Source organism: Kribbella sp. NPDC003557, assembly GCF_040610805.1.
In the GTDB taxonomy this organism is placed as follows: domain Bacteria; phylum Actinomycetota; class Actinomycetes; order Propionibacteriales; family Kribbellaceae; genus Kribbella.
The window spans coordinates 890,210-912,765 of the sequence record NZ_JBEXMY010000002.1; the positions used below are offsets into that span (position 1 = coordinate 890,210).

A 22,556-nucleotide genomic window follows, 5' to 3' on the forward strand; every position below is an offset into this window, starting at 1 on the left:
GTCAGCTATCTTCGCATCAATGTCCACCAAGTAACTAGACAATCTCGTGATCCGGACTCACACGCCCGAACCCCGATGCGTTCTACTTACGTGATGGCTCTGCGGTTACCCCCGTTCCAGGCGCTGATCGACGCGCACTGGCAGGACGTGGCCAGGCTGGCCCGCGCGATGGCGGGTCCGGACGACGGCGACGACGTCGCGCAGCGCGCCTGGGAGAAGGCGTACGCGGCGTACCCGGCGCTGACGTCGGCGAAGAACCTGCGCAGCTGGCTGCTGACGATCACCGCCCGGTGCGCGACCGACGTGCACCGGGCGCGGAAACCGCAGCGCCCGCTGGACGAGGCGCCGCCGGTCGCGGTCGACGGACCGGAGACCGCGGACTGGCCGGACCCCGACCTGTGGCGGGCGGTCAACGAACTCCCGGAGCGGCAACGCTTCGCGATCACGCTCAAGTACGTCGGCGACCTGGACCACCACGGCGTGGCCGCCGCCCTGGACACCACGCCCGCCGCGTCGCGCCGGCTCGTCAGCGACGCGCTGGCGACCCTGCGCACGAAACTCGGAGGACCCGATGACTGATCTCGAGAGCCGGCTGACCCGGCTCAGCACAGCAGGCCTGAGGCCGCCCGTCCTGCCGGACGCCGACGTGGCCTACACCCTGCACGACACCCCGATCGGCACGATGCTGCTGGCGATCTCGCACGGGCGGGTCGTCGCCAGCTCGTTCGACGACGAGGAGACGATGACCGACCGGCTCGCCCGGGCCGTGTCGCCGCGGGTACTCCGCCAGCCGGGCCCGCTGGACGACGTACGACGGCAACTCGACGAGTACCTCACCGGGCAGCGGCAGGCGTTCGAGCTGGACGTCGATCTGGTCCTGGCGTCACCGTTCCAGCGGCTGGTGCTCGAGGACCTGCCGACGCACACCAGCTACGGGCGGACCACGACGTACGGCGCTGTGGCCGGTGACATCGCCAGGCCGAAGGCGGCGCGCGCGGTCGGGACCGCGCTGGGCGCCAACCCGGTGTGCGTCGTCCTGCCCTGCCACCGGGTGATCGGCGCGAACGGCGCGCTCACCGGGTACGCCGGTGGCCTCGAGGCGAAGCGATTCTTGCTGAATCTCGAAGCAAAAAGCTGAGTTTTCCTGAATAGCCCGGAATGGATTTACACTCGAAATTCAAAGGAGCAGATCCCCAATGTGGAGTGGGGATCTGCTCCTCCTGACATGTCAGGAAGTTGCTGGTTGGTGGATCTCCAGGATGAGCCGGCGGCGCCCGCCCCACTCGCGTTTGTAGACCTTGTAGTCGTCGATTCCGGCGGCCGCGCAGAGCCGGCCGTAGCTGATCTCGTCGTGGATGAAGTGCACGCTGCTGCGGTCGTCGTCGTGCTCGGTGGTGACGATCCGGTGCTCCGGGCCCTGCCGCATCCCTCCTGCGATCTCGGCCGCGGTCGCAGGGCCCCAGACCGGGCCCTCGATGATCGCGATCCCGCCCGGCTTCAGCACCCGGGAGATCTCGCAGATGGTGGAGATCTGCTCGTCCTCGGCGAACAGCTCGTGGAACGCGGTCCACAGGCAGATCACCGCGTCGAACGAGTCCCACTTGTACGGCAGGTCGGTCATCGAGCCGATCGCCCAGTCGATCGCGAGGTCCTCGTCGGCGGCCGCGGTCCGGCCGGCCTCGATCAGGTTCGGCGAGATGTCCAGCGCCCGCACCACCTTGCCCGCGCGGCGCAGCGGCAGCGCGACCCGGCCGTACCCGCAGCACAGGTCGAGCACCGACTCGCGGCCGACCAGCAGCTCCTCGACCGCCTCGACGATCGCCGTGTCCCGCTCGGGCGTCGTCCGCGCGGCCAGTCCGTCGGCGCCGAGTTCGGCATATTCGGCCCGGCTACGCAGTGCGGAATTCAGCATGCGGCAAGTATTCCGGTCCCGGTGGGTCAGTTGTCCAGCAGGGATCTGCCGGCGGTGAAGAATTCCAGCACGTCGGCGAGTTCGGCCAACGTGCGCGAGGCGCCGAACGGGGCGTTCCAGAAAGCGCCGGTCCGCGGCGTCCAGGGGCCGACGTACGCGTACGGCTCGGGCAGGTGGTCGTCACCGGGCGAAACGCCGTAGTTGACCTCGCCGACGGTGACCCCGACGTCGAAGTGCTCGGGCCACAGGACCGGCGTCGCGTCCGGCGCGAGTGCCCGCAACGCGGCGTCACCGCGGGCGAAGGCGTCTGCGAGCAGCCGGGCGGCGGCCGGGTCGACCTCGAGGCGCTCGCCGGGCGCGATCCCGGGACCGCCGGAGTACACGTCGTCGAGCCGGCTCGGCTCGAGCCCGACGGCGGCGGCGAGTCCGGCGTACGTGCCGGTCAGCCGGACCGTCCCCGCCGGCGCGACGAGGACGTCCCCGTCGACCCGGAAGTCGCCGTCGGTGGTGCCGAACCCGCCCGGTACGACGCGCAGCCTGATACCCCCGCCGCGCCGGTGCTGCGGCCCGGCGAGGAGCAGCTCGGCGACGCCGTGCAGGGATCGACGGGTTACGGCGAGCGAACGTTCGTCCATGGCTGCGGTCTCCTCTGTAACGCCCAGGCCGTGCGTCGGCACTGATCACTTTGATCGATAGGTGCCGCGAAGGGTGGGAGACGTTACATGAACTGGCATCGGGTGGACGAGGTCGACGTCCCGGCGGACGGGCGGGTCCGCAGTGTGGTCGTGGACGGCCGGAGCATCGCGTTGGCGCGTTGCGGGGCGCGGCTCGGCGCACTGGACAACAAGTGCCCGCACCAGGGCGGCCCGCTCGGCGAGGGATCGATCGAGAAGGGTTTGCTGCGGTGTCCGTGGCACGGCTACGACTACGACCCGATCACCGGCCAACCGCCGGAAGGGTTCTCCGACAGCGTCCCGTCGTTCCCGGTGGACGAGCGGGCGGACGGGGTCTACGTACAATTGCCGGACCGGCAGGAAGCGGTCCGGACCGTCGCCGACGTGCTCGTGGAGACCTTGGTCGCCCATGGCGTCAGTCACGTGTTCGGGATGGTGGGGCACTCCAACCTAGGGTTCGCCGAGGCGATGCGACGGGCCGAGGACCGTGGTGAGCTCACCTACATCGGCATCCGGCACGAAGGCGCGGCCGCCTTCGCGGCAGGTGCCTACGGCAAGCTCACCGGCCGCCCGGCCGTCTGCTTCGCGATCGCCGGACCGGGATCGACCAACCTGCTCACCGGTCTGTACGACGCCAAGCTCGACGGCTCGCCCGTGCTGGCCGTCTCCGGTCAGGTGCCGTCCAAGTGGCTCGGCCGCGGCGCGTTCCAGGACCTCGACCTGACCGCGGTCTTCAAGGACGTCGCGGTCTCGAGTACGGCGGTGCAGGCCGGCAGCGATCACGCCGAGCTGGCCGCGCTGGCGGTCAAGCACGCGGTCGACGGTCGCGGAGTCGCGCACCTGGTTGTGCCCGACGAGGTGCAGGTCCAACCGTCCGACGCGGCGGCCAAGACCCCGGACGGACGGATGTCCGGCCGCCGGATCAGGCCGGACGAGGACACGCTGTCGCGGGCGGCGGCGGTCATCCGCGACGCCCGCCGGCCCGTGATGATCGTGGGGCACGGCGCCCGCGGCGCCGAGGCCGAGGTCCGAGCCCTGGCCGAGCGCCTGAACATGCCCGTCCTGACCACCTTCAAGGCCAAGGGACTGTTGCCGGACACGCATCCGCTCGGCGCGGGCGTGCTCGGCCGCAGCGGTACGCCGGTGGCGAGCTGGCTGATGAACGAGTCGGACCTGCTCGTCGTGGCCGGCGCCTCGTTCTCGAACCACACCGGGATCGCGGCGTACAAACCGATCGTCCAGATCGACGACGACCACACCGCGATCGGACGTTTCGACGCGGTCACCGTGGACGTGCTCGGCGACGCACGGCTCGCCCTGTCCGCGTTGACCGGCATGCTCTCCGACGCCAAGGCCGAGGACCAGCGACCCGATGTGGCCGAGCGCTGGGCGATCTGGCGCGCGGAGAAGCAGCGGCGCGTGAACGACGACCGGGGTCGCGGCGTGTCGGCGGCCGCGGTGTTCGACGCGCTGTCCAGGCACCTGCCCGCGGACGCCGTCGTGACCGTTGACGTCGGCAACCATGCGTACTCGCTCGGCCGCTACCTGGAGTCGAAAGGTCAACCGGTGCTGATGTCCGGCTACCTCGGCTCGATCGGCTTCGGGTACCCCGCGGCGCTCGGCGCGTGGGCCGCCGCGCCGGGCCGGCCGGTCGTCGCGGTGACCGGCGACGGCGGATTCGGGCAGTACGCCGCCGAGCTCACGACCGCGGTCAAGTACGGCATCCCGATCAAGCACGTGCTGCTCGACAACCATTCGCTCGGCAAGATCAGCAAGGAACAACTGGCCGCCGACTACCCGGTCTGGCACACCTCGCTGCACAACCCCGACTGGGCCGCCTACGCCGAGCTCTGCGGCGCGACCGGCCTGCGGGTCACCCGCCGTCAGGACCTGGACGACGCGATGACCGACCTGTTCACCGCCACCGGACCTGCCCTGCTCTGTGTCGAGCAGGACGCGGAACTGCTCTAAGGAGATCGACCGATGACCGAGTACGACGACCTGCGCGCCCTGTTCCTCAACTGCACGCTGAAGCGGTCGCCGGCCGTCAGCAACACCGAGGGACTCATCGACGTCAGCCGGAAGATCATGGAGAAGCAGGGCGTCCAGGTGGACGTGATCCGTGCGATCGACCACGACATCGCCACCGGGGTCTGGCCGGACATGACCGAGCACGGCTGGGCGACCGACGCCTGGCCGGCGATCCAGGAGCAGGTGATGGCCGCCGACGTCCTGGTGATCGCCGGGCCGATCTGGCTGGGCGACAACAGCTCGGTCACCAAGCAGGTGATCGAGCGTCTGTACGGCAACTCGTCGCTCCTGAACGAGCACGGGCAGTACGCGTACTACGGACGTGTCGCCGGCTGCCTGATCACCGGGAACGAGGACGGCGTGAAGCACTGCGCGATGAACGTCCTGTACTCGCTGCAGCACCTCGGGTACACGATCCCGCCGCAGGCCGACGCCGGGTGGATCGGCGAGGCCGGCCCGGGACCGTCGTACCTCGACGTCGGTTCCGGCGGGCCGGACAACGACTTCACCAACCGGAACACGACCTTCATGACCTGGAACCTGCTGCACCTCGCCCGGATGCTGAAGGACGCCGGCGGCGTGCCTGCGCACGGCAACCAGCGCTCCGAGTGGGACGCCGGCTGCCGGTTCGACTTCGAGAACCCGGAGTACCGCTGACGTCCGGGGTGCTGCTGTACCGTCGGCATGTGGGGGTGGTGCTGCCGACGGACGACGTACTCGTCGCCGGTCTGCGAACCGGGGACGAGGAGACGTTCGCGTGCCTGCTGAACGGCTGGTCCGGCTCGATGCTGCGGCTGGCCCGGTCGTTCGTGTCCACCTCGGCGAGTGCCGAGGAGGTCGTGCAGGACACCTGGCTGGCGGTCTTCGAGGGGATCGAGCGCTTCGAGGGCCGGTCCTCGCTGCGGACGTGGGTGTACCGGATCCTGGTGAACATCGCCCGCAAGCGCGCCACCCGCGAGCAGCGGACCGTACCGTGGACCAGCCTCGCGCCGGACCACGAGCCGACGGTCGACCCGCGGCGTTTCCGGGGCGCCGACGACCAGTACCCGGGCGGCTGGCGGGCGTTCCCGGAGCGCTGGCCGACCACCGAGAGCGAGGTCCTGGCCCACGAGGTCCGGTCCACCGTGGCCGCGGCGATCGAGGGCCTGCCGATCCGGCAGCAGGTGGTGCTGACGTTACGAGACATCGACGGACACGACGCGGAGGACGTGTGCGCGTTGCTGGAGATCTCGATGGCCAACCAACGGGTCCTGCTGCACCGCGCCCGAGCGGCCGTCCGCGGCCGGCTGGAGCGCTATTTCACGAGTGCCGGAGCTGACGCATGACGTGCGCCGAAGTGGTCGAGCTGGTCACCGCCTATCTCGACGGTGCGCTGGATCCGGCGACCGAGCAGCGGTTCGTCGAGCATCTGGAACTCTGCGACGGCTGCGAGATCTACGTCGAGCAGATCCGCCGGACGGCGGCCGAGGTCGGGCAGGTCGAGCCCGAGAACCTGTCCGAGGAGACCCGCGACCGGCTGCTCGACGCCTTCCGTTCGTTCCCCCGCGGCTGACCGCGTAACGTCCGGCCGCGTCGGCGGCACTGAAGCTCTATGCCGGATGTCGAGTTCACCAACCTGTTCGCGGTCGTCCTGATCGCGTTGCTCGCACCGCTGCTGCTCGGGCTCGCGCCGCGACTCCGGGTCCCGGCGGTCGTCGTCGAGATCGTGGCCGGGATCGTCCTCGGTCCGCACGGACTCGGCCTGATCGACGTCGACCTGCCGCTGCAGATCGTCTCCTTGCTCGGGCTGGGTTTCCTGCTGTTCCTGGCCGGGCTCGAGATCGACGTCCACCGGTTGCGTGGGCAGGTGCTGCGGCTGGCGGTGCTGGGCTACCTGGTGACGTTGCTGCTGGGTGGCCTCGCCGGCCTCGGGTTCTCCGCGGTCGGCTGGGTGGACAGCGCGCTCCTGCTTGCTGTCACGTTGTCAGCGACGTCCCTGGGTCTGGTCGTACCGGTGCTGAAGGACGCGGGCAAAGCGGAGGGCAGTGTCGGGCAGTTCACCATCGCGGCCGCTTCGGTTGCCGACTTCGCCGCCGTACTGGTGCTGTCGCTGGTCTTCTCGACCGAAGGCGGCAGTGCGGGCGAACGACTCGTCATGGTCGGGCTGTTCGCGCTGCTGGTCGTCGTCACGGGTCTCGTGGTCGCCACGGCAGGGCGGTCACAGCGGCTCGGTGGGGTGCTGTTGCGGTTGCAGGACACCACCGCAGAGATCAGGGTCCGGGCCGCTGTGGTGCTGTTGGTCGCCTTCGTCGCCTTGGCGGAGCAGTTCGGGTTGGAGACGATCCTTGGTGCGTTCCTGGCCGGGGCCGTCGTCGGGCTGGTGGACCGGGACGCCACGTCGCACCCACGGTTCCGGATCAAGCTGGAGGCGTTGGGCTACGGGTTCCTGATCCCGGTGTTCTTCGTGACGAGTGGACTCCGCCTCGATCTGCGCGGCCTGCTCGACGATCCGGCCGCGCTCGTCCGCGTGCCGTTGTTCCTGCTCGCGTTGCTGGTCGTCCGCGGCGTACCGGCGTACCTCACGGTGCGCACGCTCGGCCCGCGGGCCATGGGCGCGACGGCGCTGCTGCAGGCGACCTCGCTGCCGTTCATCGTGACGGCGACGCAGATCGGCGTGGAGACCGGGCTGATGGGCCCGGTCACCGCTGCCGCTCTCGTCTGCGCCGGGCTCCTGTCCGTGCTGGTGTTCCCGGCGGTCGCGCTGGTGCTGCTCAGGCGGCCTGCCGCCGACCGATCCGGCCGAGCAGTACCGCAGCCACCATCGAGACGATGATCGACGTGTACGTCGCGCCGAGCCAGCTCGGTACGGGCTGGTCGTTGAACAGGCCCTGCTGGAGCCTGGTCCAGAACGGCGACCAGCCCGCGACGGTGCCGGGGTTCACGAGCTGGTACGCGACGAAGCCGATCAGCCAGGCGACCGTGGGCTGCCAGCGGAACTTCGCCGTACTGGACACGTCCCACCGCATCTTGCTGACCACGAAGAAGTCGGCGATCGCCACCGCGAACAGCGGGACGAAGACCGAGCCGATCAGGTACAGGAACTGCGTGTAGTTGCCCAGGTCGATGAACAGCGCGATGCCGGTGGCGATCGCGCCGATCGCGACCGAGATCCACCGCCGGTCGATGTGGCCGATCAGGTTGTGCGCGGCCATCGTGGTCGAGTAGACGTTCGCGTACGCCTCGTCGACCTCGTCCACCAGCAACACGAGCAGCGCGATCGCGCCGGCCGGCAGCGTGACCAGTGCGGTGATGACGTCGTCGCTGTTCGTCCCCAGCGTCGCGACGGCGACCACGCCGAGGGCGTAGTACGCGATGGCGGCCAGGCCGTAGCCGAGCGTGGAGCCGGCGAACGCCGCCTTGTTGGTGCGCGAGTGCCGCGTGTAGTCCGCGGCCAGCGGAGCGAACGACACGACACCGGCCGCGGCGAGGTCGACCGCCGGCCAGAAGCCGAACACGCTGTCCTGCGGCAGGGCGTGCGTCGGCTTGCTCAGCACCTGCACGAACAGGTACACCGACGCGATCAGCACGAGCCAGACCATGAACTTGCGCAGGATCTTCACGCTGCCCAGCGGACGCACCGCCATCGCGGTCGCGATCACCCCGGCGAGTACGACGAACAGCCAGCGCCACCGCTCGCTCGTCACCGCGACCGCGGCCTGCGAGATGACGATGATCTCCATCGTCGCCCAGCCGACGTTCTGCGCGATGTTCAGGACGGTCGGCGCCATCGAGCCGCGGCGGCCGAACAGGCCGCGCAGGCTCGCCATCGCCGGCGCACCGGTCTGCGACCCGAACACGGCCGCGCCGCCGAGCACCAGCGCGCCGATGCCGCAGCCGACGAAGACCGCGAGCAGACCCTGCCACAGCGAGCCGGTGTACGCCGCGACGAGCGCGCCGGTCACCGGGCCGAACAGCGAGATGCCGAAGTTGCCCCAGAGGGTGAACTGGTCGAAGAAGCCGAGCGTGCGCGGCGCATCGGTGGTGAGGACGAGCGGCGCCTCGGTGGTGCTCGCAGGACGAACAGCTGTATCGGTCATGAGTGACCCCACTCCCTACGCCGGCATTACCCGGTCAGGTTCAGGCGGTCGGCGACCCAGCTGTCGCCCTCTCAGCCCGCGCATCCTCGGTGCGAGCTCCCGCATAGGTTGGTGCTGCGAGTTTAACGCGTCAGCTATTTTCCGGCAGCGCGGCTGCTCGTTCTATGAGCGCGGCCAGCTCCGGGCCGTTGGTGACGACCGGCATGTGCGCACCGGTGTCCAGCGTGCGCGCCTCACCGTGACTGAGCTCGGCGAGCTGCTCGAGCCACTCCTTCGTACACATCAGGTCGTGCTTGCCGCGGACCAGGACCACCGGCACCCGGACGTGCGGCATCACCGCGGCCAGGTCGTGGATCCGCGACGCCTCGCCGGCGCGGGCGATCGACGGCAGTGTCGTCCGCGCGTACTGCGGGCTGATCCGGACCAGCTTCGGTACGTCCGGGATGGCCGAGCCGACGAGGCGGACCGCCCGGTCGACCCAGCTCGACATCCGGATGTCACCCGTCGGCGCGGCGAGGACCAGCGCGTGCACGAGCTCGGGGTACCGGACCGCCGCCTCGACGACGATCTGGCAGCTTGCCGAGTGGCCGACCAGGACGGACCGCTCGCGGATCTTCCCGGCCAGCGCCACCGCGAGTGCCCGCGGGTGCAGGTCCTCCCGGGCGCCCGCCGGTTCGCCGTACCCGGGCAGCGTCACCACGTGGTACGGCGTGACGAGATGCTCGACGGTCCGCGCGTACGACTCCGGGCCGAGGCCCAGGCCGGGCACGAGGACGATCGGTGCGCTCACTCCCAGGGCGCCTTGGCCGGTGCACCCTTGACGACCGGGTTCGACACGTCGGGCTTCAGCTCGCGGTACCCGAGGAACAGGCCGACCGCGAGAAGCAGCAGGCCGACGCCACCCCAGCCGTACGCCGTGGGCAGCCGGTGGACCGCGTCGTCACTGCCACCCAGGCCGGTCGACAGCACCATCAGCAGCCAGACCAGGATCAGGACGACCGACACCGCGACCAGAAGCAACCCGGCGAGCTCAGCCGGCTCAGGTCGACGGCCGGCCTTACGACGGGCCAGCACGTCGCGGAGCCACATCACCAGCGCGCCGGTGCCGACGACCAGGAGCAGCAGCTGGCCGATCGCGTCGAGGACGTCGGTCCGCAGCGGGTGGTTCAGCGGCGAGCCCGGCGCCTGGGAGATCTCCCGGAGCGCGACCCGCTGGACGGAGACGACCAGCAGGCCGTAGATCGCGGCGATGAACGCCGCCAGACCGACGACCCGTGCAGCCCGCGGATCCCGCGACGGCTCGCCCCGGCCGTACGTCGGAAGCTCATGCGGCTCCGGACTCGCCTCGGCGCCGTACGGCGCGCCAGGACGATAGGCCGGGGGCTGGTGGTACGCCGGGTTGCTCTGCGGTGGCGGCTGGGTCCCGTAGGGCTGGGGCTGCGCGTAGGGGAACTGCTCAGGCGGAGCAGGCGGACCGCCGTACGTGCCACCGCCGTACGGCGTGGGCGGAGCGTAGTGATGCTCCTCACCAACGGGCTGCTGCTTGTCGGGCTCATCGCCCCGGCCATACGTCGGGAAGTCCTGTGACGACATCGGTAGCTCCCTCCGTCGTACCCAGTTTCTCAGGTGGCCTTGATGGTCGGCCAGGCGTTCGGCAGGCAGCCGGCCAGGCCCTTGGTCTGCTGCATCATCACCGGCGCGGGGGTCTTCGGAGTGGTGCAGGCCGAGTGCCCGTGACCGAGCGCGTGACCGACCTCGTGGTTGACCAGGTAGCTGCGGTACATCTCGACGTTGCCGTTGTACGCCGGGATCGCGTAGATCCAGCGCTTCGCGTTGAGCACGACCCGGTCCTCGACGCGGCAGGACACCTCACCGCCGGTGTCGAGCGGCAGGCACAACTTGTCGGTCAGCGTCGGCGTCGCGAGGATGATCCGCAGGTCGGCGTCGACACGGTCCGTCCGCTCGAAACTCACCGGGTGCACCGCCTGCCAGCCGCGCGGATCCGTCAGCGTCTTGTGAATCGCCGCCGCCACCGCGGCCCCGTTCACCGACACGCCTTGCTCGATCTCCACCCGGTACGTCAGCTTGTCGCGCACACCGGTCGCCTTGTTCGACCCCGGCACCACAGCGAGCTTCCCGGTCGAGACCAGCACGTTCGGCTTCGCGCCCTTCGGCTTCCGCGTCAGCGTCGGCGCCGGCCGCAGCGGCGTGGTGAACTTCTGCGTCGGCGTAGCGATCGGAGTAGGCGTCACCGTCGGCGCCACCGGCGCTTCCTCAGCCGCGACCTCGTTGACCCCCGCAACCGCCTGCGCCGCAAGACTGTTCCGGTGCGCCACATCCGGATGCGCCACCACCACAGTCCCCAGCACCGCCAGCGCAGTCACCACAAGCCACTGCCCCTTGTACGACTTCCGCCGACTGTGCCGCCCACCCCGACGCCGAGACACGTCGGCCCGCTGGCCGCTCCGCCGGGTGGTCATGACAAGTGACCCTACCGATACCTGCCAAAGCACGAAAGCCCGGTTGTGTTAAGCCGCGGTCAGATGCGTTGGCGGAACAGGAGGACGGGCTATCGGTTGGCGCATGGTGCGGCGGTCGTCAGTGGGTGCGGATGCTGCGCGTAGGGGTTGTGGGCGTGGGTTGTGGGCGTGGGTTGTGGGCGTGGGTTGTGGGCGTGGGTTGTGGGCGTGGGTTGTGGCGTGGGTTGTGGGCGTGGGTGTGGGTGTGGGTGTGGGTCGACCGTGGAGCACTGGTCGGCCGGCAGGGCGGCTCTGTTGCCAGCCGCACGTACCGGGGTCGGCTGCTGGAGACCACGGTGATGCTCGGCGGGGCGTTGGCTTGCAGTCGCCCCGCACAGCAGCGCGAACCAGCGGGCGCCAGCCGCAACACCCAGGCCAGACGGAAGCAGTACGACGGCACGAGCCGCACGACCGGGGTAGACCGTTCCCCTCGCCGACCACCGTCGTGCTCGGCAACGCGTCCGCCTGCAGTCACCCCGCGCGGCAGCGCGAACCGGCGGGCGCCAGCCCGCAACCGCCCGGCGCCAGCCGGAAACTGTACGACGGCACCAGCCGCAGGATCGTTGGAAGACCGGCCCGCTCGCCGGCCACGGTCACGCTCGCCACGACATCCGCCCGCAGTCGCACCGCGCGGCAGCGCGAACCAGCGGGCGCCAGCCCGCAACCGCCCGGCGCCAGCCGGAAACTATGCGCCGGCGCCAGCCGGAGGGTGGGTGGAGGCGCGCGTAGCTGACGCACCGAGGAGCGACGCGACGAGAGCGCGGCTGCGTAGCACGCGGGGGCGAGATCCTGCTCCAGCAGTTGTCAGGCTGTTCTTGTGCGGAGGAACTTGCCGAAGTGGGGGACGGTGAAAGCCACAGTGCCGCGTTCGGCGGAGAAGACCAGGCCTTTCTTGATCAGGCCGTCGCGGGCGGGAGACAGGGACTGGGGTTTGCGGTTGAGGGTGCTGGCGACCTCGGCGGTGGGGACGGAGCCGTCGTCGACGCCGATGCCGAGTTCGGCCATGGCGCGCATGTACTCGCGTTCGGCGGGCGTGGCGCGTTCGTAGCGGGAGCCGAAGAAGCCGACGGTCAGCTCGGCGGACGCTTCAGGCGCGGCGACGGCGACGTCCTTGATGGTGATGGGTGAGGTCGGCGCGTGGTCCCAGGTCGAGTGCGCGAAGGCCTGCACGAAGTAGGGGTAGCCGTCGGTCTGCGCGTACAGCTCGTCCAGCGCCTCCTCGTCGTACTGCACGCCTTCACTCTCGGCCGGCACCATCAGCGCCCGGTCGCACGCCTCGCGCGCCAGCCGGTCCACGCGGATGTAGCGGAACAACCGCTCGGAGTACGACTTGCTGGCCGACAGTACGGCAGGCAAGTGCGGCAACCCTGCACCAACGACGACCAGCGGAGCGCTCTGCTGCGAGATCTCGTGACAGGCGGCGCACAGCGCGGACAGGTCGTCAGCACTGATGTCCTGCATCTCGTCGATGAACAACCCGACCCCGACTGTCAGATCACCGGCCAGGTCCGCAGCGTCGGTGAAGAGCTCGATCAGATCCATCTCCAGGTCACCGGAGTCCGCCCGGCCCTTCGCAGCAGCGACGTCGACCGGCGGATGCCACCGGATGCCCTTCCGGTCGTTCGCCGCGGTCCGCAGCGCGAACGCCTTCAGTACGGCGCTGAACTGGTCGACCTTCTCGTCGTCGCGATGCCGGTGTCCCAGCTCCCGCATCGCGGTGTGCAGCGCCTGCGCGATCGGCAGCCGGATGCTCTGGTCCGGCCGGGCCTCGATCTTCCCGGTACCCCATGCTCGCTTGATGGCCTGTGAGCGCAGTGTGTTGAGCAGCACCGTCTTGCCCACACCCCGGAGTCCGCTGAGCACCAGGCTCCGCTCCGGTCTGCCTGCCGCGACCCGCTCGAGCACTACCTCGAACTGCCGCACCTCGGTGTCGCGTCCGGCCAGCTCAGGCGGCCGCTGACCGGCGCCGGGCGCATAGGGATTCCGGATCGGATCCATGCTTTCACTGTATGAGCGCGTCTAGCGTTTTCCGTAGATTGACCGATCGAGGACCAGAGCGTGTCGCGAGCGCTCTCTACGGCTTTCTAGTGAAATGACTAGAAAGCGATAGACACCGTGAGCGACCCGAAGACCACTATGGTTCCGCCATGGTGGAGTGGGCTCCGCAGGCAGGGGCGTTGTACGAGCGGGTGCACCAGCAGTACGTCGGGGGCGCGCGCAAGCTCGAGTCGCTGATCAACGAGCTGATCGGCGAAGAGGAAGGCATCAACTACCTGAGCGCGACGGCCCGCGCGAAGGATCCGGAGTCGTTCCTCGCGAAGGCGTCGAAGCCACACCCGGACGATCCCGGCAGGCCGAAGTACGACGACCCGCTGAACCAGATCACCGACCTGGTCGCGGCCCGGGTGATCACGTTCCTGGTCGAGGCGGTGGACCGGGTGTGCGAGGTGATCGAGGAAGAGTTCGAGATCGTCGAGCACACCGACATGGGCGCGCACACCCGCGCGCAGGGCGTCTTCGGGTACGCCAGCAAGCACTACCTGGTCCGGCTGAACGAGCACCGCCGCGAGCTGCCAGAGTACGCGGTGCTGAAGAACCTCGTGATGGAGATCCAGGTCCGTACGGCGGTCCAGCACGCCTGGGCCGAGTTCGAGCACGACATCCGGTACAAGCTGGACATCCCGCCGGGCCGCAAGCCCGAGTTCGACCGGCGGTTCCTGCTGGCGGCCGCGCTGATGGAGCTGGCCGACAACGAGTTCACCGAGATCGACCGGCTGTACCGCGAGCTGGCGGCGACCGCGGAGGACAAGGCGCCGCTGGACCTGACCACGGCCACGCTGACGACGTACCTGACACGTCGCTACCCGGATGCTCCGCACGCGAAGACCACCCACTACGCCTGGATCCTGGGCATCCTGCACCGCCTCGACATCACCACAGAGGAGCAGCTCACAGAACTGCTCACGGGGATCGACAGTGAAGCCGTGCAGGCCGCCATGACCCACCGAGCGCCGGCAGGCACGGTACGCCGTCTCGACGACGACCTGCTCGCCGCCAAGGGACCTGCCTACCTGGACCTGTTCCCTGACGAGGAGCGCCGCCAGAAGATCCTCCGCGGCCGACTCAAAGCCCTGGTCCGGGCCGAGATCATCCAGCCCTGACGAGGTCCTCCGCCGTACGACGGGCCCAGCGGGTCGTGGTGATGAGGCCGAGCACCAGTACGAGCGCACCGCAGCCCGCAATGATGTACCAGCACAGCTGAGCCGCGTCGACGAAGCCTGTCTCGAGAGAGCCGACCAGACGCGCAGTGAGGACAGTGCCCGCGACAGCAACACCGAGCGAGGCGCCCACCTGGCGGCTGGTCGAGGCGATCGCCGCGGCGACGCCGGCCTGGGACCGTGGCATCCCGGAGACCGCGGCGTTGGTAATGGGTGCGTTCAGCATCCCGAAGCCGAGCCCGAAGACCAGATAGCTGACAAGCAGATGCGCGGTGGAAGTTGTGGTGCTCAGCCGGGACAACAACAGACCGGACGCGGTCAGCATCGTGCCGGCGACGACCAGTGGCACCCGCGGGCCGCGGTGACCGACCAGCCACCCGGACACTGGTGCGAACACCACGGTCATCGCGGCCATCGGCAGCGTCAGAAGACCGGCATGTAGTGCGGTGAACCCGCGCACCGACTGCAGATAGAGCGAGTTGAGGAACAAGAACCCCGACAACGCCGAGAACCCGCACACCGCGATCAGTGTGGCTCCGGAGAACGGTGCACTGCGGAAGAACCGCGGCTCCAGCAGCGGCTCCTCCCGACGCTGCTCGTAGTAAACGAGCGTCACCAGGGCGACCGCGGCCACAGCGAAGCACCCGATGATCAGCGGCGACCCCCACCCGGCCGACCGGCCCTCGATGATCCCGTAGGTCAGACCGCCCAGCAGCAGTACGACGAGGACCTGCCCGACCGGATCGATCCGTCGCGGTACGGCGGCCCGCGACTCCGGCACGAACAGCGCGGTCATGACGACCGCGGCGACCGCGACCGGCACGTTGATCCAGAAGATGAACCGCCACCCGGCCGCATCCACGAGTGAACCGCCGACGACCGGACCGACCGCCATGCTCAGCCCGACGACACCGCCCCAGACCCCGATCGCCTGGGCGCGCTCACGCGGGTTCGTGAACGTGTTGGTGATGATCGACATCGCCACCGGGTTCAGCATCGACCCGCCGACGGCCTGCAGCACCCGGAACGCGATCAGCAGGTCGATGCTCGTCGCGACTCCGCACAGCAACGACCCGATCCCGAAGAGCACCAGCCCGGTCTGGAACGTCCGCCGGCGTCCGACCCGGTCCGCCGTCGACCCGGAGACCATCAGCAGGCTGGCCAGCACCAGCGTGTAGGCGTCGATCGTCCACTGCAGCTTCGTGACCGAGGCGTCGAACTCGGACCGGATCGCAGGGAGCGCCAGGTTCACGATCGTCGAGTCCAGCCCGACGATGAACAGGCTGGAGCAACAGATCGCGAGCACCAGCAGCCGCCGCCCGCGGGTCAGCTCCTCCACCCGGCTCCCTCCATCGATTGAAGACTGTACTACCTGGTCTGGAAACGGTTCCCGACTGTCCACGAAAACGGTTTGACGGACTGTCGGCGGGGCCGCCTAGGCTTGATGTATTCGCCTGGTCAGGTGCCTTCTTTCAACCCCTTCTATGCCTCTTTGTGAGACGTCATGTCCCTGCGCCTCATTCCGTTCGCCGATCCGGGTGTGCCGGACACCCGTTCCGGCCTCCGACTCATTCTCTGGCTGGAGCACCAGCAGCTGCGCGGGCAGGCCCCCGCAGTCTTCTGGGGTCTGGTCTATTTCGGCGGTATCGCCGCCGCTCCGGTCGCCGTCGGTCTCGCCGTCCAGGCGGCGATCGACCTGTCCTGGTCCAAGCTGATCCTGGCCGGCGCGCTGCTGCTGGCCTTCGGCGCGGCCAAGGCCGGCGCCGACTCGTTCTTCCACAAGGCCGTGGTGACGAACTGGATCAGCACCGCCTCACGCCTGCAGCAGCTGCTGTTCCGCAAGGCCGCGGAGCTGGGCTCGCTGCTGACCCGCCGGATCGCTGCCGGCGAGGTGGTCGCCGTGAGCAGCGGCGACGTCGAGAAGATCGGCTGGTTCGTCGAGGTCCTCGGCCGCTTCGTGGCCGCGCTGCTGACCTGCTTCGCGGTCGTGGTCGGTCTGCTGCTGTACGAACCGCAGCTCGGCCTGGTGGTCGCGATCGCCGTCCCGGTGCTCGCGTTCTCGATCGTGCCGCTGATGGGTCCCGCGGAGCGCCGCGCGGACGAGCAGCGGGCCAAGGGCGGCCGGGCGACCGAGCTGGCCGCCGACACCGTCGCCGGTCTGCGCGTGCTGCGCGGCATCGGCGGTGAGCAGCTGTTCCTGGAGCGCTACCGCGAGGCCTCCCAGCAGTACCGGAGCAGTGCGGTGCGCAGTGCCCGGATGTGGTCGCTGATCGCGGCGCTGCAGGTGCTGCTGTTCGGTCTGTTCCTGGTGCTCATCGTCTGGATGGGTGTGCGGCTGGTGACCCAGGGCCGGATCTCGGTCGGCGAGCTGGTCACGACGTACGGGTTCATCACGTTCATGCTGGTTCCGCTGCACACGTTCGAGGAGACGGCGAGCGCGTTCATCTTCTCGAAGGTGTCGGCGCGCCGGGCTGCTCGCGTGCTGGCGCTGCAGCGGACCGACGAGACCAAGGGGACCGCCGCGGCCCAGCTGCCGGAGGGTGACCTGCTCGACCCGGTCACCGGGCTGCACGTCCCGGCCGGCAGCTTCACCGCGGTGGTCTGTGGCAACCCGGACGCCGGCGGCTTACTGGCCGACCGGCTGGGTGGCCACAGCCCGTCAGCTACCGACGAGGCCTCAGTGCTGCTCGACGGTGTCGCACTGGACGACATCCCGCTGGAGTCCGCGCGCACCGTCGCCCTGGTGCAGGACAAGGACCCGGTGCTGCTGTCGGGGACGGTGCGCGACCTGTTCGACGTGCCGGCGAGTGGTGCGGTCTCACCCGAGACCGCGCTGGACGCAGCACAGTGCCAGGACATCCTCGACGTGCTGCGGCAGACGCTGCCCTCCGGTGAGTCCGACGCCATGAAGGCGGTGCTGACCGAGCGCGGCAGGTCCCTGTCCGGTGGTCAGCGGCAGCGGGTGGCGCTGGCGCGTTCGCTGTACGTCGACCCGCAGGTGCTGGTGCTCGACGAGCCGACCAGTGCGGTCGACGCGCACACCGAGGCGCGGATCGCGGACGGTCTGCAGCTGCTGCGGGCCGGCCGGACCACCGTGGTGTTCACGTCCAGTCCGTTGATGCTGGACCGTGCGGAGCGGGTCGTGTTCGTGCCGGAAGGCCGTGTCGACGCGGTCGGCACGCACCACGAGCTGCTGCACACCAACGCGCGGTACAGGGCCGTTGTGACCCGTGAAGAAGAGCCAACGTTCGAGGAGTCAGCGTGAAGCGCCCGGAGTACGACCCGGCAGCCCCGCAGGAGATGGTGCGGCTGCCGGTAGCGAGTGGCGCGACCGTCCGTGCCTACATCAAGACGCTGTTCCGACGGCACCGGCGTCAGTTCCTCTGGCTGACGCTGGTGAACGCGGTGGCCGCGCTGAGCGGCATGGTCGGTCCGTGGCTGCTCGGCAACGTCGTGCAGAAGCTGTCCGAGGGCCACACCGACGTCAACCTGCCGTCTGTCGTGATCGGCTTCGTCATCGCCCTGGCGGTGCAGACCGTGTTCGTGCGGCTGACCCGGCTGCGCGGTGCGGTGCTCGGCGAGGAGATGCTCGCGGACCTGCGCGAGGACTTCCTGGTCCGTTCGGTCGGGCTGCCGCCCGGCGTGCTCGAGCGCGCCGGCACCGGTGACCTGCTGTCCCGGATCACCACCGACATCGACCGGCTGTCGCACGCGATGCGGGACGCCGTACCGCAGCTGACGATCGCGATCATCTGGGCGTCCCTGCTGATCGGGGCGCTGATCGTGACCGCGCCGGCGCTGGCCGTCGCGGTGGTGATCGCGGCGCCGATCCTGATCGTCGGCGGCCGCTGGTACTTCAAGCGGGCCCCGAAGGCGTACCGGTCGGAGGCAGCCGGGTACGCCGCGGTCGCCTCGGCGCTGGCCGAGACGGTCGACGCCGGCCGCACCGTCGAGTCGCACCGGCTCGGCGCCCGCCGGATCGACCTGGGTGACACCCGGATCGGGCAATGGGTCGCCTGGGAGCGGTACACGCTGTTCCTGCGGATGATCCTGTTCCCGGTGATCAACATGACCCACACAGTCGCGCTGGCTGCCGTGCTGGTCATCGGCGGCGGCTTCGCGATCCAGGGCTGGCTGACGGTCGGCGCACTGACCACAGGTGCGCTGTACATCCAGATGCTCGTCGAGCCGGTCAACATGATGATCCGCTGGTACGACGAGCTCCAGGTGGCGCAGGTCTCGCTGGCGCGGCTGGTCGGCGTCCGTGAGGTCGAGACCGCCGCGGCGGCGAGCGAGGCCGAGCCGGACGGGCGGACCGTGCTGGCCGACGACGTCCGGTTCGGGTACCTGGAGGGTCGCGACGTTCTGCACGGTGTCACGCTGACGGTCGAGCCGGGCGCCCGGGTGGCGCTCGTCGGGCCGTCCGGTGCGGGCAAGTCGACGCTGGGCCGGTTGCTGGCCGGCATCTACTCGCCGCGCGTCGGTGACATCACCTTGGGCGGTGCAGCGCTTGGCCGGATGTCTGCGGAGCAGGTGCGTAGTCATGTTGCCCTGGTCAACCAGGAGCACCACGTGTTCGTGGGCAGTGTGCGCGACAACCTGCGCCTCGCCCGGCAGGATGCGTCCGACGCGGACCTCTGGGCGGCGCTGCGGTCGGTGGACGCCGACGGCTGGGTCGCAGGGTTCGACGACGGGCTGGACACCGAGGTGGGCTCCGGTGGGGTCTCGCTGACGCCGGCCCAGGCGCAGCAGGTCGCACTGGCCCGGCTGGTGCTCGCCGACCCGCACACGCTGGTCCTCGACGAGGCGACCTCGCTGATGGATCCGCGGGCGGCCCGGCACCTGGAGCGGTCGCTGGCGACCGTGCTGGAGGGCCGGACGGTGGTGGCGATCGCCCACCGGCTGCACACCGCGCACGATGCGGACGTGATCGCGGTCGTCGAGGACGGCAGGATCGTCGAGCTCGGCGGCCACGACGAGCTGGTCGACGCCCAGGGAGCGTACGCCGCACTCTGGCACTCCTGGCACGGCGACCGCTGACGAGTGGGGTGTCCGACGGAAGACCCGTCGGACACCCTCGCCCGCGTTGAGAGAGGGCTATTCGGAAGCCCCTCAAAGGAAAGAGCAAGAAAAAAGAGATAGAGCGGGAGTTGGGTTCCTGGCTGGCCTCGGCGGTCCGGTGACAGTCGGCATGCCAAGAGCCGACCCTCACCCACGAACCCAGCAGACATCCAGGTCAGCTGCCGGCTCGAACTCAGGGCACTCGGCTGGCGATGCTCATGGGTCGAGGCACCTGTCGTACCGACTGTCAGCGGACCTACGAACCCAGCCAGGCACCCCTACTGCGACTATATCTCCCGTCTTTCTATGCCTTTTGTGTTCTTCTTTCTCTTGAAGACTTTCTGATTAGTTCCTTTGCCTCTCTAACCCTGTCGGACACCCCAGCCGTGTGAGGATGAAGGCGTGCTGCTGACGACGCTCTTCTCTCTGCCCACGTCCATGGCTCTCGACATCGACGACGAGGGCCGGATGCTGGTGCTGTACGACGGCACCGGCACCCGCCAGGTCAACGAGGTCGCCCCGGACGGGACCTGGCGTGCGCTGACCGATCTCGACGACACCTGCCGCGGCGCCCGGTTCGTGCCCGGCAGCAGTCGTGTCGTCGTCGAGCACGACACGGGCGGCGACGAGCGCGGTCAGCTCTCCCTGCTCGACCTCGACGAGCCCGGCCTGCCCGCACTGACCCCGCTGGTGCACGACAGCGAGTACATCCATCACCTGGTCGCAGCCCGGCCGGACCGCGTGCTCTACACCACGAACCGTCGCAACGGCGTGGACTTCGACCTGGTCACCCGCGACCTGCTCACCGGCCGCGACACCGTCCTGTACGACGGCGGCGGCTGGGTGATGGCCGTCGACCCGTCGCCGGACGACAAGTGGGTCGTGCTCTCGAAGGCGAGCAGCCCCGCGAATTCGATGCAACTGCTCCTCGTCGACACCTCCAGCCGAACCGTCGTCGAGCTCACCGCGGAAGACGCGCACAACGACCAGGGCCCGGTCGCGTGGCTGCCCGACTCGTCCGCGTTCCTGGTGTCGAGCAACGCCGACCGCGACCGGATGGCGATCCGCCGGTACGACGTGAGCGATGCGGCGTGGAGCGACCTGCTGGTCGACGAGGCCCGTGACCTCGCCGGGTGGCCGTCACCGGACGGCGAGCACCTGCTGGTCGGCGTACTGGAAGACGGCGAGGTCGCTCTCGCTCTGCACCGGCTGGAGGACGGGGCGGCGGTCGCGTCGCTCGACCTGCCCGCGGGTGGCTGCGCGGCTTTGACGATGGCCACGCCGGACCCGATCTGGTCGCCGGACGGCTCGTTCGCCGCCATCACCTACAACTCCCCGGTGACGCCGCCGACCGTGTTCAGATTCGTGCCCGGCGGTGAGCTGACCGCGATCCGTCCGGTGGAGGTTCCGGTCGAACTGCAGCACCCGGAGAGCCTGCGCGTTCCGTCGTTCGACGGCGAACAGGTGCCGGTGTTCGTGTTCCGCCCGACCGGCGAGAACCTGGGCTCCACGGTGGTCCATGTGCACGGCGGCCCGGAAGGTGCCGCGATGCGGATCTGGAGCCCGATCATCTCGGCGCTGGCCGGCGAAGGCCACACGGTCGTCGTCCCGAACGTGCGCGGCTCGGCCGGCTACGGCAAGCGCTGGTACTCGCTGGACGACCGCCAGCTGCGGCTGGACTCGGTGAAGGACCTGGCCGCGATCAACGCCTGGCTGCCGACGATCGACGCCGACCCGCAGCGCGCGGCGCTCTGGGGTGGTTCGTACGGCGGCTACATGGTGCTGGCCGGTGTCGCGTTCCAGCCGGACCTGTGGGCGGCCGGCGTGGACATCGTCGGAATCGCTTCGCTCGTCACGTTCCTGGAGAACACGTCGGACTACCGGCGGTCGATGCGGGAGCGCGAGTACGGCTATCTGGCGACGGACCGCGAGTTCCTCCAGGAGGCGAGTCCGCTCAGCCGTGTCGACGACATCCGGGCGCCGCTGTTCGTGATCCACGGCGCCAACGACCCCCGCGTCCCGTTGTCGGAGGCGGAGCAGATCACCGACGCCCTGACGAAGCGGGGCGTGCCGTGCCGGCTGCTGGTCTACCCGGACGAGGGGCACGGCCTGGCCAAGCTCACGAACCGCCTGGACGCGTACCCGCAGGCCTTCAGCTTCCTGCGGGACCATCTGGGGTGAGAACGCCGGCGGTCGCGTCCAGCCGCACCGGAAGCCCCAGCGGTACGGCGAGGTTGAGCGCCTCGTGCCCGATCGCCGCACCCGCCACCGTCGGTACGCCGAGCGGCTCGAGTCGCTCGGCGATCACCTCGACGGGGTCCTGGGTGCCGCTGAAGTCGCCGACGACCAGGCCGGTGACCTGGTCGAACCATCCGGCCCGCAGCAGCTGCGTGAGCAGCCGGTCGACGCGGTAGCCGGCTTCGTCGACGTCCTCCAGTACGACGACACCCGCCGGCGGCGCGTACGTCGGTGTGCCGACGCTGGCAGCCAGCATGGCCAGGTTGCCACCGCGCAGCACACCCTCAGCGACACCACCCACCACAGTGCGCGCTCCGATCGGCGCAAGCAGGTCAGTCACTGTGGATGGTTCGAACAGCAACGCCCGCAGCCGCTCACGTCCCACAGCATCGTTCAGCTGCTCCACAGCAGCAGCCATCGGCCCGTGGATCGTCACGAGACCGCGGGCGTTCAGCGGCTCGTGCAGCGCGGTGATGTCGCTGAACCCGACGAACCACTTCGGTAGGGCGACCAGCTCGTCGAGGTCGACGTACTCGACCATGCGCTGCACGCCGTACCCACCACGGGCGCAGAACACCGCGGCGTACTGCGGGTCCAGCCAGGCGTTGCGCAGGTCGAGCGCCCGGGCCTTGTCGTCCGCAGCCAGGTACGCGAACTGCCCGTGCCCGGCCAGCACCGACGGCATCACGTCCACCTCGAGGCCCCACGACCTGAGGTGGACCACGCCGGCGTCGAGCCGCGCCGCGTCCACCCGTCCCGACGGCGCCACCACAGCAACCCGGTCCCCGCTCCGCAGTCGCTGCGGCACCACCACGTCAGTCACGCCG

General features: G+C 69.6%; 20 protein-coding genes and 1 riboswitch. Of the genes, 11 read left to right on the forward strand and 9 right to left on the reverse strand.

The genetic code is table 11. From position 1 onward, the window contains the following. The first annotated feature begins 93 nt into the window (after positions 1–93). Positions 94–579 carry a sigma-70 family RNA polymerase sigma factor gene (locus ABZW60_RS10250; RefSeq protein ID WP_355475433.1) on the forward strand — a complete coding sequence of 162 codons (486 nt, stop codon included), beginning with the start codon at positions 94–96 and terminating at the stop codon, positions 577–579. Beyond that, positions 572–1,138 carry a methylated-DNA--[protein]-cysteine S-methyltransferase gene (locus tag ABZW60_RS10255; protein ID WP_355475434.1) on the forward strand — a complete coding sequence of 189 codons (567 nt, stop codon included), beginning with the start codon at positions 572–574 and terminating at the stop codon, positions 1,136–1,138. The genes ABZW60_RS10250 and ABZW60_RS10255 overlap by 8 nt, the downstream gene beginning before the upstream one ends. 90 nt (positions 1,139–1,228) lie before the next feature. Here ABZW60_RS10255 and ABZW60_RS10260 read toward each other — a convergent pair whose 3' ends face one another. After that, positions 1,229–1,912 carry a class I SAM-dependent methyltransferase gene (locus ABZW60_RS10260; protein ID WP_355475435.1) on the reverse strand — a complete coding sequence of 228 codons (684 nt, stop codon included), beginning with the start codon at positions 1,910–1,912 and terminating at the stop codon, positions 1,229–1,231. Positions 1,913–1,938: 26 nt separating this feature from the next. Further along, positions 1,939–2,547, reverse strand: coding sequence for a hypothetical protein (locus ABZW60_RS10265; RefSeq protein ID WP_355475436.1), 609 nt, complete (start codon positions 2,545–2,547; stop codon positions 1,939–1,941). Between the two features lie 87 nt (positions 2,548–2,634). Here ABZW60_RS10265 and ABZW60_RS10270 point away from each other — a divergent pair, with 87 nt between their 5' ends. From ABZW60_RS10270 to ABZW60_RS10290, 5 genes are read left to right on the forward strand one after another with little or no spacing between them, the layout of a single operon-like run. Further along, a complete protein-coding gene (locus ABZW60_RS10270) occupies positions 2,635–4,557 on the forward strand; it encodes a thiamine pyrophosphate-binding protein (RefSeq protein WP_355475437.1) in 1,923 nt (640 codons plus the stop codon). 12 nt (positions 4,558–4,569) lie between these two features. Continuing rightward, on the forward strand, positions 4,570–5,274 hold the full coding sequence (locus ABZW60_RS10275; protein WP_355475438.1) for a flavodoxin family protein: 705 nt from the start codon (positions 4,570–4,572) through the stop codon (positions 5,272–5,274). A 29-nt stretch (positions 5,275–5,303) separates the two neighbouring features. After that, on the forward strand, positions 5,304–5,942 hold the full coding sequence (locus ABZW60_RS10280) for a sigma-70 family RNA polymerase sigma factor (RefSeq protein ID WP_355475439.1): 639 nt from the start codon (positions 5,304–5,306) through the stop codon (positions 5,940–5,942). After that, complete coding sequence (locus tag ABZW60_RS10285) at positions 5,939–6,169, forward strand: anti-sigma factor (RefSeq protein WP_355475440.1); 231 nt, start codon at positions 5,939–5,941, stop codon at positions 6,167–6,169. The genes ABZW60_RS10280 and ABZW60_RS10285 overlap by 4 nt, the downstream gene beginning before the upstream one ends. A 39-nt stretch (positions 6,170–6,208) precedes the next feature. Further along, a complete protein-coding gene (locus tag ABZW60_RS10290; RefSeq protein ID WP_355475441.1) occupies positions 6,209–7,429 on the forward strand; it encodes a cation:proton antiporter in 1,221 nt (406 codons plus the stop codon). Here ABZW60_RS10290 and ABZW60_RS10295 read toward each other — a convergent pair. From ABZW60_RS10295 to ABZW60_RS10315, 5 genes are all read right to left on the reverse strand, one after another. Next, a complete protein-coding gene (locus ABZW60_RS10295; RefSeq protein ID WP_355475442.1) occupies positions 7,368–8,693 on the reverse strand; it encodes a cytosine permease in 1,326 nt (441 codons plus the stop codon). The two genes, ABZW60_RS10290 and ABZW60_RS10295, sit on opposite strands and share 62 nt — an antisense overlap. Next, positions 8,689–8,806, reverse strand: a riboswitch (TPP riboswitch). (Overlaps the previous gene by 5 nt.) A gap of 17 nt (positions 8,807–8,823) precedes the next feature. Next, positions 8,824–9,483, reverse strand: a complete 660-nt coding sequence (locus ABZW60_RS10300) for an alpha/beta hydrolase (RefSeq protein WP_355475443.1) — start codon at positions 9,481–9,483, stop codon at positions 8,824–8,826. Next, positions 9,480–10,286, reverse strand: coding sequence for a hypothetical protein (locus ABZW60_RS10305; RefSeq protein ID WP_355475444.1), 807 nt, complete (start codon positions 10,284–10,286; stop codon positions 9,480–9,482). Before ABZW60_RS10305 ends, ABZW60_RS10300 begins: the two co-directional genes overlap by 4 nt. Before the next feature lie 29 nt (positions 10,287–10,315). Continuing rightward, the gene (locus ABZW60_RS10310) at positions 10,316–11,173 is read right to left on the reverse strand and encodes a DUF3152 domain-containing protein (RefSeq protein WP_355475445.1); all 858 of its coding nucleotides are present in this window, start codon (positions 11,171–11,173) and stop codon (positions 10,316–10,318) included. An 843-nt stretch (positions 11,174–12,016) separates the two neighbouring features. Next, a complete protein-coding gene (locus ABZW60_RS10315) occupies positions 12,017–13,210 on the reverse strand; it encodes an ATP-binding protein (RefSeq protein WP_355475446.1) in 1,194 nt (397 codons plus the stop codon). Between the two features lie 149 nt (positions 13,211–13,359). Between ABZW60_RS10315 and ABZW60_RS10320 the strand changes: the two genes are divergently transcribed. Then, positions 13,360–14,373: a (p)ppGpp synthetase gene (locus ABZW60_RS10320; protein WP_355475447.1), complete on the forward strand. Its 1,014-nt coding sequence runs from the start codon at positions 13,360–13,362 to the stop codon at positions 14,371–14,373. Here ABZW60_RS10320 and ABZW60_RS10325 read toward each other — a convergent pair. Next, complete coding sequence (locus tag ABZW60_RS10325; protein ID WP_355475448.1) at positions 14,360–15,769, reverse strand: MFS transporter; 1,410 nt, start codon at positions 15,767–15,769, stop codon at positions 14,360–14,362. The two genes, ABZW60_RS10320 and ABZW60_RS10325, sit on opposite strands and share 14 nt — an antisense overlap. A 165-nt stretch (positions 15,770–15,934) precedes the next feature. Here ABZW60_RS10325 and ABZW60_RS10330 point away from each other — a divergent pair, with 165 nt between their 5' ends. From ABZW60_RS10330 to ABZW60_RS10340, 3 genes are all read left to right on the forward strand, one after another. After that, on the forward strand, positions 15,935–17,695 hold the full coding sequence (locus ABZW60_RS10330) for an ABC transporter ATP-binding protein (RefSeq protein WP_355475449.1): 1,761 nt from the start codon (positions 15,935–15,937) through the stop codon (positions 17,693–17,695). Beyond that, entirely contained in the window at positions 17,692–19,470 is a 1,779-nt protein-coding gene (locus ABZW60_RS10335) for an ABC transporter ATP-binding protein (RefSeq protein WP_355475450.1), read from the forward strand. The genes ABZW60_RS10330 and ABZW60_RS10335 overlap by 4 nt, the downstream gene beginning before the upstream one ends. A gap of 423 nt (positions 19,471–19,893) precedes the next feature. Continuing rightward, on the forward strand, positions 19,894–21,672 hold the full coding sequence (locus ABZW60_RS10340; RefSeq protein ID WP_355475451.1) for a S9 family peptidase: 1,779 nt from the start codon (positions 19,894–19,896) through the stop codon (positions 21,670–21,672). Here ABZW60_RS10340 and ABZW60_RS10345 read toward each other — a convergent pair. After that, complete coding sequence (locus ABZW60_RS10345; RefSeq protein WP_355475452.1) at positions 21,644–22,552, reverse strand: LD-carboxypeptidase; 909 nt, start codon at positions 22,550–22,552, stop codon at positions 21,644–21,646. The two genes, ABZW60_RS10340 and ABZW60_RS10345, sit on opposite strands and share 29 nt — an antisense overlap. Positions 22,553–22,556: the final 4 nt, after the last annotated feature.

Excerpts from the sequence above, each read along its gene's own strand:
- ABZW60_RS10250 (WP_355475433.1), top strand. The coding sequence starts at position 94 with ATGGCTCTGCGGTTACCCCCGTTCCAGGCGCTGATCGACGCGCACTGG.
- ABZW60_RS10255 (WP_355475434.1), top strand. The coding sequence starts at position 572 with ATGACTGATCTCGAGAGCCGGCTGACCCGGCTCAGCACAGCAGGCCTG.
- ABZW60_RS10260 (WP_355475435.1), bottom strand. The coding sequence starts at position 1,912 with ATGCTGAATTCCGCACTGCGTAGCCGGGCCGAATATGCCGAACTCGGC.
- ABZW60_RS10265 (WP_355475436.1), bottom strand. The coding sequence starts at position 2,547 with ATGGACGAACGTTCGCTCGCCGTAACCCGTCGATCCCTGCACGGCGTC.
- ABZW60_RS10270 (WP_355475437.1), top strand. The coding sequence starts at position 2,635 with ATGAACTGGCATCGGGTGGACGAGGTCGACGTCCCGGCGGACGGGCGG.
- ABZW60_RS10275 (WP_355475438.1), top strand. The coding sequence starts at position 4,570 with ATGACCGAGTACGACGACCTGCGCGCCCTGTTCCTCAACTGCACGCTG.
- ABZW60_RS10285 (WP_355475440.1), top strand. The coding sequence starts at position 5,939 with ATGACGTGCGCCGAAGTGGTCGAGCTGGTCACCGCCTATCTCGACGGT.
- ABZW60_RS10290 (WP_355475441.1), top strand. The coding sequence starts at position 6,209 with ATGCCGGATGTCGAGTTCACCAACCTGTTCGCGGTCGTCCTGATCGCG.
- ABZW60_RS10295 (WP_355475442.1), bottom strand. The coding sequence starts at position 8,693 with ATGACCGATACAGCTGTTCGTCCTGCGAGCACCACCGAGGCGCCGCTC.
- ABZW60_RS10305 (WP_355475444.1), bottom strand. The coding sequence starts at position 10,286 with ATGTCGTCACAGGACTTCCCGACGTATGGCCGGGGCGATGAGCCCGAC.
- ABZW60_RS10310 (WP_355475445.1), bottom strand. The coding sequence starts at position 11,173 with ATGACCACCCGGCGGAGCGGCCAGCGGGCCGACGTGTCTCGGCGTCGG.
- ABZW60_RS10315 (WP_355475446.1), bottom strand. The coding sequence starts at position 13,210 with ATGGATCCGATCCGGAATCCCTATGCGCCCGGCGCCGGTCAGCGGCCG.
- ABZW60_RS10320 (WP_355475447.1), top strand. The coding sequence starts at position 13,360 with ATGGTGGAGTGGGCTCCGCAGGCAGGGGCGTTGTACGAGCGGGTGCAC.
- ABZW60_RS10330 (WP_355475449.1), top strand. The coding sequence starts at position 15,935 with ATGTCCCTGCGCCTCATTCCGTTCGCCGATCCGGGTGTGCCGGACACC.